This is a genomic window from Pseudomonadota bacterium, from assembly GCA_038533575.1.
Taxonomy (GTDB): Bacteria; Pseudomonadota; Alphaproteobacteria; order Rhodobacterales; family Rhodobacteraceae; genus Shimia_B.
In genome coordinates this window covers 277,141-291,854 of sequence record JBCAYL010000002.1, presented here as the reverse complement: position 1 = coordinate 291,854, position 14,714 = coordinate 277,141, and the positions used below count along the sequence as shown (strand labels likewise).

Here is a 14,714-nt window from a genome sequence, read left to right as displayed (position 1 = left end):
GCCCTCAGCGATTGCCGAAAAGCCGGTCGAACACGCTGGGCGAAGCATCAATGCTTTGCCGCGTCGTTTCAACAGCGGATGGGGGAAGCGGCGGCACGGCGGGCAAGGCTCTGACGGAATTGGCGTCGAGGATCGACTGCGCCGCGTCCCGCGCCAGCCGCTCGCCGCCGCGCTCAGGAAGCGTCCCGCCCTCGGGGCCGAAGACGGAGATGACGACGCCGTGGCCCGCCACGTTGAGCGCGGCCTTCCAGTGCCGTTGGCTGAGGCCCTCGGGGCCCCCGGCGCTCCGGTCGACGAGATTTGCATAGATCGCGCGCCGGGAGGTCTTCACGCTGAGCAGGTCCACGTCCTCGGCCGCGCCCGAGCGCGCCAGGACGGCCGGTGTCTCGGAGATGGTCCGCGCCAGCGCGTCGAGATCACCGTGCCCGGCATCGGTGACCGTCACGAGCATGAGCGCCGCCTCGCGGGCACCCGCCGTGGCGCGACCGCCGAGGTTCGAGCAATTGGCCATGACGAGCGTGGCGATGCCCGGCATCTCCTCGGTGCGGGCAAGATCGATGCACTTTCCGAAGGGCGCCCGCACGGCGATGCCGTCGCTCAGACGCACTTCCTGCGTGGCGAGCGTCGCGCGTTCCTGCCCGAGGGGCGCGAAGGAAAACGCAGGCAGCCCGTCGCAGCCCGCGAGCGCGGCGGCGGTGACCGCCGCCAAGGCGCCGCGCCTAAAGCTCGCCGTACTGGTGCTTTTCCTCAGCCCCGCCCGGATGCGTGACAGCCCCGCGATAGGTCTCGCCCACGAGTTGCGCATATTTCCACAATGCCCCTGATGCGTAGATCGTGGGCTTCGCCCCGGTCCACGACTGCTTCCTCTCGGCGAGCTCATCTTCCGTGAGCGCTACCGCGATTACCCCTTTGATGGCGTCTATGGTGATCTCATCGCCGTCTTTGAGCAAGGCAATTGGCCCCCCATGGGCCGCTTCCGGCCCAACATGGCCGACGCAGAAGCCACGTGTTGCCCCAGAGAAACGCCCATCGGTGATGAGCGCCACCTTTTTGCCCATGCCCTGACCGCTGAGCGCGGCCGTGGTGGCGAGCATCTCGCGCATGCCCGGGCCGCCGGAGGGCCCTTCGTTGCGGATCACGAGCACTTCGCCTTCCTTGTATTCGCGGGCCTTCACGGCGGCGAAGGCATCCTCCTCGCACTCGAAGACGCGCGCGGGCCCGGTGAAGACCTGGTTTTCGGGAGCGATGCCCGCCACTTTGACGATGGCGCCCTCGGGCGCGAGATTGCCCTTCAGGCCCACGACCCCGCCCGTGGGCGTGATCGGTTTCTCGATGGGATAGATCACGCGGCCATCGGCCTCCCGCTCCACCACGTCGAGCTCCTCGCCGATGGTGCGGCCCGTCGCGGTCATGCAATCCTCGTGGATGAGGCCCTGCTTGCGCAGCTCCTTCATGACCACGGGCACGCCACCCACCTCGTACATGTCCTTGGCCACGTATTGCCCGCCCGGCTTCAGATCGACGAAGTAGGGCGTATCCCGGAAGATGTCGGTCACGTCCTCGAGGAGGAATTCGATCCCCGCCTCGTGGGCGATGGCCGGCAGGTGCAGCCCCGCATTCGTGGAGCCGCCCGTGCAAGCCACGACGCGCGCCGCGTTCTCAAGCGATTTGCGCGTCACGACGTCCCGCGCGCGGATGTTTTTCGCCAGAAGCTCCATGACGGCCTCGCCGGAGGCCACGGAATAGGCATCCCGGCTCTCGTAGGCGGCAGGTGCGCCCGCGGAGTTGAGCAGCGCCAGCCCGATGGCCTCGGACACGCAGGCCATGGTGTTGGCGGTGAACTGCCCGCCGCAGGCGCCCGAGGTCGGGCAAGCCACGCGCTCGAGCACGGCGAGCTCTTCATCGGAATAATTGCCCGCTTGATGCTGACCCACGGCCTCGAAGACGTCCTGGACGGTCACGTCCTGCCCGTTGAGGCGGCCCGGCAGGATCGAGCCGCCATAGATGAAGACACTGGGCACGTTGAGGCGCACCATCGCCATCATCATCCCCGGCAGTGACTTGTCGCAGCCCGCGAGGCCCACGATCGCATCGTAGCAATGCCCGCGCATGGTCAGCTCCACCGTGTCGGCGATGGCCTCGCGGGACGCGAGCGAGGATTTCATTCCCTCATGGCCCATGGCGATGCCATCGGTGACAGTGATGGTCGTGAATTCGCGCGGGGTCCCGTAGGCCTTTTTCACGCCGAGCTTGACAGCCTGCGCCTGGCGGTTGAGGGCGATGTTGCAGGGCGCGGCCTCATTCCAGCAAGTCGCCACCCCGATCAGCGGCTGATGGATTTCCTCATCCGACAGCCCCATCGCATAGAGATAAGAACGGTGCGGTGCCCGGGCAGGCCCTTCGGTCACGTGACGGGAGGGCAGATCTTTCTTGTCGAAGGTCTTCTTGAGCATCGGGCGGGCCTCTCGGAATAGCTGGCGCGGTGGCCTCCTGCGATAATGCCCGTGAGGCGAGGGTGCAAGGAGCCCAAGAGGTGCGGGCGCCTCTTTCAGGGCGGGAAAGGCCGTTGCAAGCCTGCCATGCGCCGCCTACCTCTGCCGCCATGGCCTATCCCGGTTTCGAGACCCATGTCGCGCCCGCTCGCCCGCGGGCCGAACTCTGGCGCACCGCGCTCGGCGCGTTGCTCGTGCTCCTCGTTTATGCCGGTCTCGCCGTTGGTTTCATCGCGGGCGCGGGCTTCATCTTTCAATCGCAGGTCAGCGTGGACGAGATCGGGAGCGGCGAGACGCCCGCGGCGGTCCTGATCCTGCTCGCGCATTTCATCACCATGGTCATCGCCGTGGCCGTGGTCACGCGGTTCCTTCACCGGCGCGGGGCGCGCTCGCTCATCGGAGATACGCGCCGCCTCTGGCGTGATTTCCGGGGCATGACGGCGCTCGCCGCAGGCGTCGCGCTCGTTACCTGCCTTCTCATCGTGCTGACGCAGGAGGTGATGCCCGCCACGCCGGCGGGGACATGGCTGCTCTTCCTGCCCCTCGCGCTGCCGCTCGTGCTGCTCCAGACCGGCGCGGAGGAGCTTGTCTTTCGAGGCTATCTGCAGCAGCAGCTCGGCGCGCGCTTCGGCGTGGCGGCGCGGGCCGCGTGGATGCTTGTCCCCGCGCTCATCTTCGCGGTGCTGCACGTGGACATGACCAGCCAGGGCGGCAATCTCTGGGCGGTGCTCGCGGTCATCACGCTCTTTGCCCTGCTCACCGCCGATCTCACGGCGCGGACCGGCTCCATCGGCGCGGCCTGGGGCCTGCACTTCGTCAACAATATCCAGGCGCTGCTGATTTTCTCGCTCGACGGCCCGCTTTCGGGGATGAGTCTCGCGCGCCTCCCGGTTCCGCTCGAAAGCCCCGCGGCGCTGCCGCTCTTTGCGGCCGATGCAGTGGCGCTTCTCCTCATCTACGGCCTCTGGCGGCGTCTCCATGGCTGATCCCTACGCCCCCAACGAGCGCTTCATCGCACAGGCGCGCGGACGATGCCGCCCGGGCCAGTTCATCATCTCCGCGCTCCTTGTCTTCATCGGGTGGAGCTTCCTGCGGGATGTGCTGCTTTTGCCGCTCAACAGGGCCGAGGGCATCGGCCTCACGCGCTGGAGCTTCGTTCTCGAACTGAGCGCCTTTGCCCTCCTCGTCTTCATCCTCGACCGGGTGCTCTGGCGCAGCTACGGGCGGCGCTGGACGTCCGCGCTCGGCGATCCCGGGCGCCTTCTGCCCGATTTCGCGCGGGTCCTCGCGGGCTGTCTCGCGCTCTACAGCTTTTTCCTCCTGTTGGGCTTCGACGGAAGCGGCGCCATGCAGCGCCCGCTCGGCGCGTGGCTCGCCTTCCTGCCCGTCGCCCTCGTCGGCATCGCGCTCCAAACCGGGGCAGAGGAGGTCTTCTTTCGCGGATTTCTGCACCAATACGCCGCCACGCTCTTCAAGAGCCCGATCCTCTGGATGGGCGGGCCCGCGCTCGCCTTCGGGCTTGTGCATGCCGCCAATGACCCGAGCTCGGCGGCAGCCATCTTCAGCTATGTCGCCTGGACGACGGCTTTCGCCGTGGCCTGCATCGACCTCACGGCGCGGACGGGCTCCATCGGCGCGGCCTGGGGGCTCCATCTCTCGGTCAATCTGGCCGCCCTCACGGTGGCCACGAGCGAGGGGGCCCCGATGTCAGCGGCGGCGCTTTTCGTCTATCCCGCGCAGCCCGAGACCATGCCCGCCCCGGATCCGTCACTGCTTCTCTACGGGCTCGTCTTCGAGCTCGCCTTCCTCGCCGTGCTCTGGCTCATGGCGCGCAACATGATCGCGCGCTGATTGCCATTCCCGCCCGGCTTGCCTATCTCGGGCGCGTCATACTGCGGAAGCCTCCATGAACTGGATCTCGAACTACGTCCGACCCACGATCAACTCGCTCTTCTCGCGCCGGGAGGTGCCGGAAAACCTTTGGACGAAGTGCGATGAATGCGGGCAAATGCTCTTCCACCGGGAGCTCGCCGACAATCTGAACGTCTGCACCAACTGCAATCATCACATGGGGATCACGCCCCGGGCGCGCTTCACCTCGCTCTTCGACGGCGGCATCTTCACCGAGGTGGCTGTGCCCGAGCCCATCACCGATCCGCTCGGCTTCCGCGATCAGAAGCGCTACCCGGACCGGCTCCGGGCCGCGCAGAAGCAGACCGGCGAGAAAGAAGCCATGCTCGTGGCCGAGGGCGAGATCGGGCGGACGCCCATCGTCGCCGCCGCGCAGGATTTCTCGTTCATGGCAGGCTCCATGGGCATGTATGTGGGCAATGCCATCATCGCGGCGGCGGAGCGCGCGGTGGAGCTCAAGCGCCCGCTCATCCTCTTCTCCGCGGCGGGCGGCGCGCGGATGCAGGAGGGGATCCTCTCGCTCATGCAGATGCCGCGCACGACCGTGGCCGTGCAGATGCTGAAGGAAGCGGGCCTGCCTTACATCGTCGTGCTCACCCATCCGACGACCGGAGGCGTCACCGCCTCCTACGCGATGCTGGGCGATGTCCAGATCGCGGAACCCAACGCCCTCATCTGCTTTGCCGGGCCGCGCGTGATCGAGCAGACGATCCGCGAGACGCTGCCCGAGGGCTTCCAGCGCGCGGAGTACCTCCTTGACCACGGCATGCTCGACCGGGTCACGCACCGCGTGGACATGCGCGATGAACTCATCACCATCACCCGGATGCTCCTGAAGGAAACGCCGGCAGTGAAGGGCGAGCTGCCCGCACCCGTGACCCCGCCCAGCCCGGCGGAGGAAGCAGGCTCGGTGGCACCGCAAGCCCAGGGCGAAAGCTAGCCCCATGGCCCGCGCAGGCTCCGACGCGATCCTCGCCCGGATGCTGGAGCTGCACCCGAAGCTCATCGACCTCACGCTCGACCGGGTGTGGCGCCTGCTCGAGCGGCTGGATCATCCGGAGCGCAAGCTGCCCTCGGTGATCCACATCGCCGGCACCAACGGCAAAGGCTCCACGCAGGCCATGATCCGCGCGGGCCTCGAAGCAGCCGGGCAACGCGTCCATGCCTACACCTCGCCCCATCTGGCCCGGTTTCACGAGCGCATCCGGCTCGCAGGCACGCTGATCGAGGAGGACGCGCTGAGCGCCGTGCTCGACGAATGCTACGCTGCCAATGACGGCGCCCCGATCACCTATTTCGAGATCACGACCGTCGCGGCGCTCCTCGCCTTCGCGCGGAGCCCGGCGGACGCCACGATCCTCGAGGTGGGGCTCGGGGGCAGGCTCGATGCCACCAACGTGGTGGTCAAGCCGCAGCTCACGATCATCACGCCGGTGGACCTCGACCATCAGCAATTCCTCGGCGACACGCTGGCCGAGATCGCGGGTGAGAAAGCGGGCATCATCAAGCGCGGGGTGCCCTGCATCGTCGCGCGCCAGCACGACGCCGCCTTGGCCATGATCGAGGCCCGCGCCGCGCGTCAGGGCGCGCCGCTCACAGCCTACGGGCAGCACTGGCACGTCTTCGAAGAGCGCGGCAGGCTCATCTTCCAGGACGAAACCGGCCTCCTCGACCTGCCACTGCCCAATCTCCTCGGCCCCCACCAGATCCAGAATGCGGGCACGGCGCTGGCGGCGCTGCGCGCGCTCGGCCATGGCGAGGCCGTTTGCGAGGCGGCCGTGACCCGGGCGGAATGGCCCGCACGGATGCAGCGTCTGCGCCGCGGGCCGCTGGTGGAGGCCGCACCGTACGCTGAGCTCTGGCTCGATGGCGGGCACAACCCGGCGGGAGGCGCGGCGGTGGCGGCGACCCTCGCCGCAATGCCCGAGCGCCCCACCCATCTCGTATGCGGAATGCTCAAGACCAAGGACATCGCGGGCTACCTCGCCCCGTTGGCCGCGCAGGCCCGCTCCCTCACCGGCGTCTCGATCCCGGGCGAGCAGGCGACGCTCTCTGGCGAAGAGACCGCCGCGGCCGCCCGGGGGGTTGGGCTCGCCGCCGATCACGCCCCCGATGCCATGACCGCGCTCAAGAGTATTCTCGCCCGCGAGGACGCCGCGCGCGTCCTTTTCTGCGGGTCGCTCTATTTCGCGGGCAGTCTGCTGCGCGAACACGGCTGAAACCGTGAAAAAGGACTCAATTGATCGGAAATCGAATCAGGTCTGTTGACTTGATTCGCTGCCCTCCACTAGATGCCGGTGAGTGGGACAAGTGTGCCGATTTTAGAGCTGGTCACCACCAGATCTGGTGCACTTTGTGGGAAAAGTCATGGGTGAGCGCGGGTTTTCCGCCGGGTGTCGCAGTGCGCGCGCCAGCTGTCTTTTCTCCTTGCCCCCGCGAGGACAGGGAGACACGCAATGTTCCGTTCACTGATCACCATGGGCACGTTCGTGGCGGTGACGGTGGCGCTGATCATCCTCCAGCCCGCGCCGCGATCAACCGTAACGCAGCCAGCCGCGCTCGAGACGGGCGCGCAGGCCACCGCCTCTGCCGCGGAAGACGTGCGGATGGCCGCGATCCGCCCGAAGCCGCGCCCGCAGCCGATCATTCGCGCCATGGAGCCCGCCGAGGCCCCGGAAAAGCCGCTCGTCGTGCCCGCGGAAGATGCCAAGCCCCAACGGACCGGAGACGAGGTCCTTTTCGGCGCGTTCACGGTGGAGCGCCCCACGCTCCTGACCACCACGGCGCGTGACGGGGAGGGACGGCTCATGCCAACGGTCCGGGCCACGCTCGCGCCCGCGCCCATCGCCACGCGGGCAGCCTCGACCCCGCTCGACCTCACGCCGCTTCCCGCGCCCGTAGAGACCGCAGCCGTGGAAGATACTCGCACCCGCGCCGTCCACGTCGTGCGCGCGGGCGACAGCCTCACCGCCCTCTCCGTCTTTTATTTCGGCGGCCCGGAGGGCCGCGACGACATCCGCGAGGCCAACCGCCACACGCTCGGCGGCGGCGACACGCTGCGCGTCGGCCAGATCCTCCGCATCCCGGATCTCGGCACGCTCTGACGACAGCATTCTCCGGGGCAAGCAGCGGCCCGACGGAGAAGATGGGGCGGCACCGGGTCACCCAGTTATTCCCGGCGCCGTCCGCTTTCGTTTGCCGTGGTCAAAGGCGCCGGGCGCGCGGTACGCTCGGGGATCGGAGAGAGGAGGCCGCCATGAGGCTCGAATTCCATCACATCAACGTCGTCGCCGAGGACGTGCCCCGGCTGCACCGCTTCTATACCGACGTGATGGGCCTCGATGACATGCCGGTGGAGGATTTCCCCCGCACCGCCGCCGACGGCGACCGCGGGTTTGACGGCGATATCCGCTTTGCCACCGAGGGCTCCATGCAGATGCACATCGCCCAGCGCGACTTCACCGTGCATTTCAAGAACGGGCGGGTGATCAACCCGGTGGAGCGCGGCCACATGGCCTTCCGCACGGACGACCTCCCCGCCTTCCTCGCCCGGCTCGACGCGGCGGGCATCCCCTACTCGGATTACGGCACCACCTTCTCAGCCGAGTGGCACCAGGTCTTCTTCCAGGACCCGGAGGGCAACATCATCGAGGTGCACCAGCAAGTCGCGGCGGGCTAGATCTTCGCCAGGAGCGCCGCGAGGTCCGCCTTGCCGTAGGGCTTCTTCAGCACCGGCACCATCACAAAGCGCTTGGAAAGCTCCGTTTCCTCGCCGTAGCCCGTGGCGAAGGCGAAGGGCACCTGCCGCTCGGCCAACGCGATGGCCACGGCCCCGCTTGTCTCCGTTCCGAGATTGACGTCGAGCAGTGCAAAGCTCGGCGCACGCGCGTCGATCTCCTTCAGTGCATCCGTCGAAGATGCCGCGAGACGCACCTGCCGCGCGCCCAGTTCGGCCATGGTGTCCTCGGTGTCGAGGGCGATGATCATGTTGTCTTCGACGATGAGCACGTCCGCGAGAAGCTCGGTGAGGTCCCGGGCTTCGCCCGGCGCCTCGGTGGGCGCCATATCCCGCACGGCGGCGATCTTGCGTTCGGTCACTGTCGCGGCGCGCGCGGGCAGCATGAACTCCGCCACGAGCCCGGAAACGTCGAAATGGATCTTGGCCTCGCCCTTGAGATCGTAGGGTACGGACCGCTCGATGATGGTGGAGCCAAAGCCGCGCCGTTCGGGTGCCGCCTGGATCGGCGGGCCGCCCTCCTCGCGCCAGCGCAGCTTGATGTCGCCGTCGGGCTCAGGCGCTGCCGTGAGCGTGACGCGGCCCGAGGGGACCGACAGCGCGCCGTATTTGGCGGCGTTGGTGACAAGTTCGTGGACGACGAGCGCCATGGTGGAAAAAGCCATGGGCTCCAGCATGATATCGGGCCCCACGACCTCCACACGAGGCTGATCGTCATCGATGTAGGCCTCGCATTCCGTGGCGACGAGATCGCGAAGCGAGGCAGCAGACCAATTCTCGCGCGTGATCTGGTCATGGGCCCGGGCCAGCGCATGGATCCGCCCGCCGATGACCTGCGTCAGCTCGGCGGCGGAATGCGCGTCAACGGCGCTCTGCGCCACGAGGCCCCGGATGAGATTGAGGATGTTGCGCACCCGGTGATTGAGCTCGGCGATCAGCAGCTCCTGCCGCTCCTGCGCCCGGCCACGCTCTTCCAGCGCCTCGTCCGACATCCGGAGTACCACCTCAAGGAGGGTCACGCGCAGCGCCTCGGCGGAGCCCACCTCCTGCTTAGTCCAGCGCGCGCTCTTGTTGCGCACGACCTGCTGCCAGGCCTCGAAGCTCTTGCGCGGGGTCAGGCGGACGCCGTTCGGCCCGGCCTCCACCGGTTTTTCCGGATTGCCGGCCCAGGTCACGCTGTGCGCGATCTCGCGGCGGAACAGCACGATGTAGTCCCGCGGGCGGCGCGACACGGGCAAGACGAGGAGACCGGCGGCACGGTCGGCAAAGCTGTCCGCGGCGGGGTAGAGCGCCTCGATATTGTCAGTGGTGAAGATCGAGCCCGTGGCGGTCGTATTCAGGAACTTCGCGAGGCCGAGAAACTCCTCCCGCGTGGGTGTGGCGCCCCGGGAGACGAATTCACCGTCGACCCAGCCCACCGCCCCGTCATGGGCGATGACCGTCTGGATCGAGTCGATGAGCGTCTCGAAATTCGCGCTGATGGAGCGGCCCCCGGCGAGCTGCGCCATGACCCGGTCATGGACTCGCTGCGCGGCGTCGCGCTCCTCGCGCTCGATATCGGCCTCTTTCTGGTCGAGCACGAAGGCGAAGAGCTGCCCGAAAAGTTCCGCGGCCGTGCGCACGGAATAGGGCAGCACGCGGGGCGCCTCGTGGTGACAGGCGAAAAGGCCCCAAAGCTTCCCACGCTTGAGAATGGAGACGGAAAGCGAGGCCTGCACGCCCATGTTGCGCAGATATTCGAGATGGATGGGAGAGACCGCCCGCGTGGACGAGAGCGACAGGTCGAGCGGCGCGCCCTCCGGGCTCTGCGGCGGCACGATGGCAAAGCCCTCGTCATTCACGTCGCTGATGGTGCGCAGAAGGCTCCGCTTGTAGAGCGCGCGCGCCTGCTTGGGAATGTCAGAGGCCGGGTAGCGCAGGCCGAGATAGGGCTCGAGCCCGGTGCGGAGCGCCTCTGCCACCACGGTGCCGGTGTCGTCCTCCTCGAAGCGGTAGACCATCACCCGGTCAAACCCCACCAGCCCGCGCAGCTGCCGCGCGGCGAGCTGGCACAGATGCTCCACGTCGCGCCCCTTGGAGATGCGGTCGATCATCGGGCGCACCTGCGAGATGAAATCCGTCGACGCGGAGCTGGCGTCTGCGGATTCGAGCTCGATGACGATGGTCCGGTCGGAGCGGTGGATGGCGAGGTCCACCAGGGTGTCCTCCCCGCCGTCCTCGCCCTCCTTCAGCGTGACGTTGAAGAGCCGCTCCACGGCATCGGGCCCGGCCAGCATCTGCATCCGGCTGCGGACATCGTGAGCCAGGTGCTTGGGGACGAAATCGGTGAGCATGGTCCCCGTGAGAGCGCTCGCGCTCGCGCCGAGGAACCTGTCGATGTTCTCGGAGGCGTGCTGGATGATCCAGTCCGACGAGATCGCCAGAAGCGCACCGTACGATTGCACACGCCCGAGGGCGTGGATCGGCTCCCGGTCGCAGTTGGTGAGGTCGAGCGCCTCGCCTTCGGGGAATGGTTTGAGATCACCGGACAAGGCTCAACTCCTCACGAAAGACGGTCTGAAAGCACCGCTCGAAAAGACCGAAACACCGGCGCGCACCGGAGATGACGGGCGCGGACGGCCCGTCATAGGCGGCCAATTCGGCGATCACGGCGCGCCAAAGCGCCATGAGCTCCACGTCCCCGAGAAAGCGCCCGGCGGCGAGCACGCGGGCATCGGAGCCCCGGGCATGGCTGCGCGCCAGGACAGTGCCGCCCAGGGCGGAGCCCGCCACAACGTAGCGATAGCCCAGCGCCTCGGCCTCCGAGGGCATCTCGCCGGGATCCGGGGCAGCGGCATCATGATCGGCGGCGAAGGGGGCGCCAAGGGCCGCGAGATCCGCGGCCAGCAAGGCGTGGCGGCGCGCCACATGCCCGTCGAGGGCCGCGTCGGCCCCGGCGAGGGCGCCGTAGGCGCGCGCATTGGCCGTCAGGAAAGGGAGGAGACCCGCCTCCGTGCCGAGGTCGAGCCCCACCACGAGCGCGTCGAGGCGCGCGTGGTCGTCTCGCGTGGCCTCGCGCAAAACCCACCGCAGCTCGTCAGGAGCATTAGACATGGTGCCCTCCCAAATAAAACCATGTTAACACAACATTCCCCAAGGTCGATCTGCGCAGAGAAAAGTAAAGGCCGGGTGAACTCATTCTCCCCAATCGGCCGCCTGCATCTCCCTCAGGCGCGAGGCCGTGCGCTCGAATTCAAAGCTCCCGGCGCCCTCGACATAGAGCATCTCCGGCACAGCCGCGGCGCTGGCGATGAGGCGCACGCGCGCCTCGTAGAGCGCGTCGATCAGCGTCACGAAGCGCTTGGCCTCGTTGAAGTTGGAGCGTCCGAGCTGCGGGATGTTCTCGAGGATGAGCACTCGCAGGGCTTGCGCAACCGCAAGATAATCGGCGGGGCCAAGCGGCTGCCCGCAGAGGCCGTGGAAATGGGTGCGGCCCACGCCGTTGCGGAAGGCGGGGATCGTCACCTCGCGGCCTTTCACCATGAGCGTGAGAGGCTCGGCACCGCCTGCGAGATCCTCCCAGATGCCCTCGATCGCGGCCCGCGCCTCGGGGCCGTTCGGGGTGAAGTAGACGGTCTCGCCCGCGAGCCTGTCGTGCCGGTAATCGGTGTCCGAGGCCATCTCCCAGACCGTGAGCCGCGTGCTGATGAGCTCGATGAAGGGCAGGAAGAGCTGGCGATTGAGCCCGTCCTTGTAGAGATCGGCCGGCGGCCGGTTCGAGGTGGTGACGACCGTGACCCCAGCCGCGAAGAGCTTCTCAAAAAGGCGGCCCACGATCATGGCATCGGCGATGTCGGTGATCTGCATCTCGTCGAAGGCCAGCACGCGCAGCCCCGCCGCGACGTCGGCGGCCACCGGCGCGATAGCGTCATCCACGCCGGTCTTGCGCGCCTCGTGGAGCGCGGCCTGTATCTCCTGCATGAAGGCGTGAAAATGCACGCGGCGCACGGGGATATCCACGAGGCTTTCGACGAAGAGGTCCATGACCATGGACTTTCCGCGCCCCACGCCGCCCCAGATATAGAGACCCTTCACCGGAGGCGGTGCCTTGGCGAACCAGCCCTTCTTCGCGGGTGCCGCTAGCCCCTCCGCGATCCGCTCGAGCTCCGGCAAGAGCGCGCGCTGCGCGGGGTCAGGCTTTAGCGTGCCCTCCGACACGCGGCGTTCGTAATTGGCGGTCACTCCCATGGGTCCGCTCTAGCGGTTCACGAATCCTGATGCGAGCCCGCAGAATTGCTGAATTGACTGACGCCGTTCCGGCGCGCACCACTGGGCCCATGAGCAAATCCGCGCCCCTCATCACCCCCGTCCTCGTGGCGGGCTGCGTCATCATGATGGTGAGCTTCGCCATCCGCGCCTCATTCGGGGTGTTTCAGATCCCCATCGCCGAGGAATTCGGCTGGCTGCGCACGGAATTCTCGCTGGCCATCGCCATCCAGAACCTCGCGTGGGGTATCGGGCAGCCGATCTTCGGCGCAATCGCCGAGAAGCTCACCGATCGCAAGGCCATCATCATGGGCGCCGTGCTCTACGCCGTGGGCCTCGTCGCCAGCGCCTACTCGACGACGCCCGAGGCGCATCAATGGCTCAACTGGATGATCGGCTTCGGCATCGCGGGGACGGGCTTCGGCGTCATCCTCGCCGTCGTGGGCCGCGCGGCCTCCGACGAGAACCGTTCCATGGCGCTCGCAATCGCCACCGCCGCGGGCTCGGCAGGTCAGGTCATCGGCGCGCCCATCGCAGAGGCGCTCCTCGCGCTCCTTCCCTGGCAGACGGTGTTCCTCATCTTCGCGGCGGGCATCCTCGCCGCGCTCCTCGTGCTCCCTGCCATGAAGGCACCGGAGGCCGCGAGCCGTGCCGAGTTAGAGGAGACCTTCGGCCAGGTCCTCGTGAAGGCCGCGCGGGACCCGAGCTACACCCTCATCTTCCTTGGGTTTTTCTCCTGCGGCTACCAGCTCGCCTTCATCACCGCGCATTTCCCCGCCTTCGTGACCGAGCTCTGCGGCCCGATCCTGCCGGGCGGCGCCCTCTATTCCATCGGGATCACGAGCACATCGGCGCTGGGTGCCGTGGCCATTTCGCTGATCGGGCTCGCCAACATCGCGGGCACGCTGGCGGCCGGCTGGGCAGGCAAGCGCTTCACGAAGAAGTACCTCCTCGCAGGCATCTATACCGGCCGCACGATCGTCGCTGCGCTCTTCATCATGTTCCCGATCACACCCACCTCGGTGATCCTCTTTTCCATCGCCATGGGCTCGCTCTGGCTCGCGACCGTCCCGCTCACATCGGGCCTCGTCGCGCATATCTACGGGCTGCGCTACATGGGCACGCTCTACGGCATCGTCTTTTTCTCGCACCAGCTCGGCAGCTTTCTCGGCGTCTGGCTCGGCGGGCGGCTCTATGACATCTACGGCGACTACACCGCCGTCTGGTGGGTGGGCGTGGCCGTGGGCGCCTTCTCGGCCATCGTGCATTTGCCCATCAAGGAGAGCCCGCTCGGCTCCCGCAGCCAACCGGCCGCTGCCTGACGCGCCATGGTCCGGGGCCTGATCGCGATCCTGCCGCTGGCGCTCGGCGTGGCCACCTACGGCTTCGCCTTCGGGATCCTCGCTGGTGAGGCCGGGTTCTCGCCCGAGGGCATCGCCGCCATGGGCCTCATCGTCTTCGCCGGCAGCTCCCAGATCGCCGCCGTGGACCAGTTTCTGAGCACCGGCACGGTGCTCGGCGCGGCGCTGGCGGGGGCCGCTTTGAACCTCCGCTACATCGGCATCGTGGCCACCACCGTCGCGGTCTTGAAAGAGGTGCCGTGGCCCGCCCGCCTCATCGCGATCCAGGGCACGACCGACGAGAATTTCGGCCTGACCCTCGCCGCGCGCAAGGCTGACCCAAGGGTGGGCGGCGCCTTCCTCCTCGGGACGGCGCTCGGCCTCATGCTCGCCTGGATCACCTCGACCGTGGCGGGCGGCATCGTGGGCGGGGCCCTCCCCGGGCTCGAGCGCTTCGGCATCGGCTTTGCCTTCACCGCCGCCTTCATCGCCATGGCCCGCGCCCTCTGGCCGGGCCGCCGCGCGCTCCTGCCCTGGGCCGTGACCTTCGCCCTGACGGTGCTCCTCATTCGCGCGGGGTTGCCCAGCGCCGCCGCGCTCGTATTGGGTGCGCTCACGGGCGTCGGCACAGACTTCGCGACCAATCGCCATGACCGCTGATCACTGGCTTCTCATCGCGGCGCTTGCGGCTTCCACCATCGGCCTGCGCGTGCTGGGTTATCTGGCCGGCGCCGCCCTTATGGAACGCCCCGCGTTTCGTCGCCTCACGGAAGTCTTCCCCGGCTGCCTCATCGTGGCCCTCGTGGCAAGTGCTCTGGCCGAAGGAGGACCGCCGGAGCTCCTCGCCGCCGCCGCTGCACTCCTCACCGCCATCGCCACGCGAAACATCATCGCCACGATGCTCGTGGGGATGGCCACCGTCACCCTCACCACGGGCCTTTTCTAACGACGAAGAGCGAAAAGGGATGGCGAGCGGGGCGTCTTTGCCAC

Annotated in this window: 14 protein-coding genes; 9 read left to right on the top strand and 5 right to left on the bottom strand. The window is 67.8% G+C overall.

The window, feature by feature from the left end; translation table 11 throughout:
* Positions 1-4: 4 nt before the first annotated feature.
* Both AAFM92_13145 and ilvD read right to left on the bottom strand, forming a co-directional pair.
* Positions 5-709 carry a hypothetical protein gene (locus AAFM92_13145; GenBank protein ID MEL7301322.1) on the bottom strand — a complete coding sequence of 235 codons (705 nt, stop codon included), beginning with the start codon at positions 707-709 and terminating at the stop codon, positions 5-7.
* Positions 710-719: 10 nt separating this feature from the next.
* Positions 720-2,453, bottom strand: coding sequence for a dihydroxy-acid dehydratase (ilvD, locus tag AAFM92_13140; protein ID MEL7301321.1), 1,734 nt, complete (start codon positions 2,451-2,453; stop codon positions 720-722).
* A 149-nt stretch (positions 2,454-2,602) separates the two neighbouring features.
* Between ilvD and AAFM92_13135 the strand changes: the two genes are divergently transcribed.
* The 6 genes from AAFM92_13135 to AAFM92_13110 all read left to right on the top strand — a co-directional run bounded on the left by AAFM92_13135 (position 2,603) and on the right by AAFM92_13110 (position 8,082).
* A complete protein-coding gene (locus AAFM92_13135) occupies positions 2,603-3,478 on the top strand; it encodes a type II CAAX endopeptidase family protein (protein ID MEL7301320.1) in 876 nt (291 codons plus the stop codon).
* Positions 3,471-4,343, top strand: a complete 873-nt coding sequence (locus tag AAFM92_13130; GenBank protein ID MEL7301319.1) for a CPBP family intramembrane glutamic endopeptidase — start codon at positions 3,471-3,473, stop codon at positions 4,341-4,343. Before AAFM92_13135 ends, AAFM92_13130 begins: the two co-directional genes overlap by 8 nt.
* 55 nt (positions 4,344-4,398) lie before the next feature.
* On the top strand, positions 4,399-5,343 hold the full coding sequence (gene accD / locus AAFM92_13125; protein MEL7301318.1) for an acetyl-CoA carboxylase, carboxyltransferase subunit beta: 945 nt from the start codon (positions 4,399-4,401) through the stop codon (positions 5,341-5,343).
* A gap of 4 nt (positions 5,344-5,347) precedes the next feature.
* Positions 5,348-6,622 (top strand): folylpolyglutamate synthase/dihydrofolate synthase family protein, encoded by a 1,275-nt coding sequence (locus AAFM92_13120; GenBank protein MEL7301317.1) that lies wholly within the window; start codon positions 5,348-5,350, stop codon positions 6,620-6,622.
* Between the two features lie 237 nt (positions 6,623-6,859).
* A complete protein-coding gene (locus AAFM92_13115; protein MEL7301316.1) occupies positions 6,860-7,507 on the top strand; it encodes a LysM peptidoglycan-binding domain-containing protein in 648 nt (215 codons plus the stop codon).
* A gap of 152 nt (positions 7,508-7,659) precedes the next feature.
* Positions 7,660-8,082, top strand: a complete 423-nt coding sequence (locus AAFM92_13110; protein MEL7301315.1) for a VOC family protein — start codon at positions 7,660-7,662, stop codon at positions 8,080-8,082.
* Here AAFM92_13110 and AAFM92_13105 read toward each other — a convergent pair.
* The 3 genes from AAFM92_13105 to zapE all read right to left on the bottom strand — a co-directional run bounded on the left by AAFM92_13105 (position 8,079) and on the right by zapE (position 12,366).
* Positions 8,079-10,670: an HWE histidine kinase domain-containing protein gene (locus AAFM92_13105; GenBank protein ID MEL7301314.1), complete on the bottom strand. Its 2,592-nt coding sequence runs from the start codon at positions 10,668-10,670 to the stop codon at positions 8,079-8,081. The genes AAFM92_13110 and AAFM92_13105 overlap by 4 nt on opposite strands.
* Positions 10,660-11,232, bottom strand: coding sequence for a biliverdin-producing heme oxygenase (locus AAFM92_13100; protein MEL7301313.1), 573 nt, complete (start codon positions 11,230-11,232; stop codon positions 10,660-10,662). The genes AAFM92_13105 and AAFM92_13100 overlap by 11 nt, the downstream gene beginning before the upstream one ends.
* A gap of 81 nt (positions 11,233-11,313) precedes the next feature.
* Positions 11,314-12,366, bottom strand: a complete 1,053-nt coding sequence (gene zapE / locus AAFM92_13095; GenBank protein MEL7301312.1) for a cell division protein ZapE — start codon at positions 12,364-12,366, stop codon at positions 11,314-11,316.
* Between the two features lie 89 nt (positions 12,367-12,455).
* Between zapE and AAFM92_13090 the strand changes: the two genes are divergently transcribed.
* From AAFM92_13090 to AAFM92_13080, 3 genes are read left to right on the top strand one after another with little or no spacing between them, the layout of a single operon-like run.
* On the top strand, positions 12,456-13,706 hold the full coding sequence (locus AAFM92_13090; GenBank protein ID MEL7301311.1) for an MFS transporter: 1,251 nt from the start codon (positions 12,456-12,458) through the stop codon (positions 13,704-13,706).
* Positions 13,707-13,712: 6 nt separating this feature from the next.
* A complete protein-coding gene (locus AAFM92_13085) occupies positions 13,713-14,384 on the top strand; it encodes an AzlC family ABC transporter permease (GenBank protein MEL7301310.1) in 672 nt (223 codons plus the stop codon).
* Positions 14,374-14,670 carry an AzlD domain-containing protein gene (locus AAFM92_13080; protein ID MEL7301309.1) on the top strand — a complete coding sequence of 99 codons (297 nt, stop codon included), beginning with the start codon at positions 14,374-14,376 and terminating at the stop codon, positions 14,668-14,670. Before AAFM92_13085 ends, AAFM92_13080 begins: the two co-directional genes overlap by 11 nt.
* Positions 14,671-14,714: the final 44 nt, after the last annotated feature.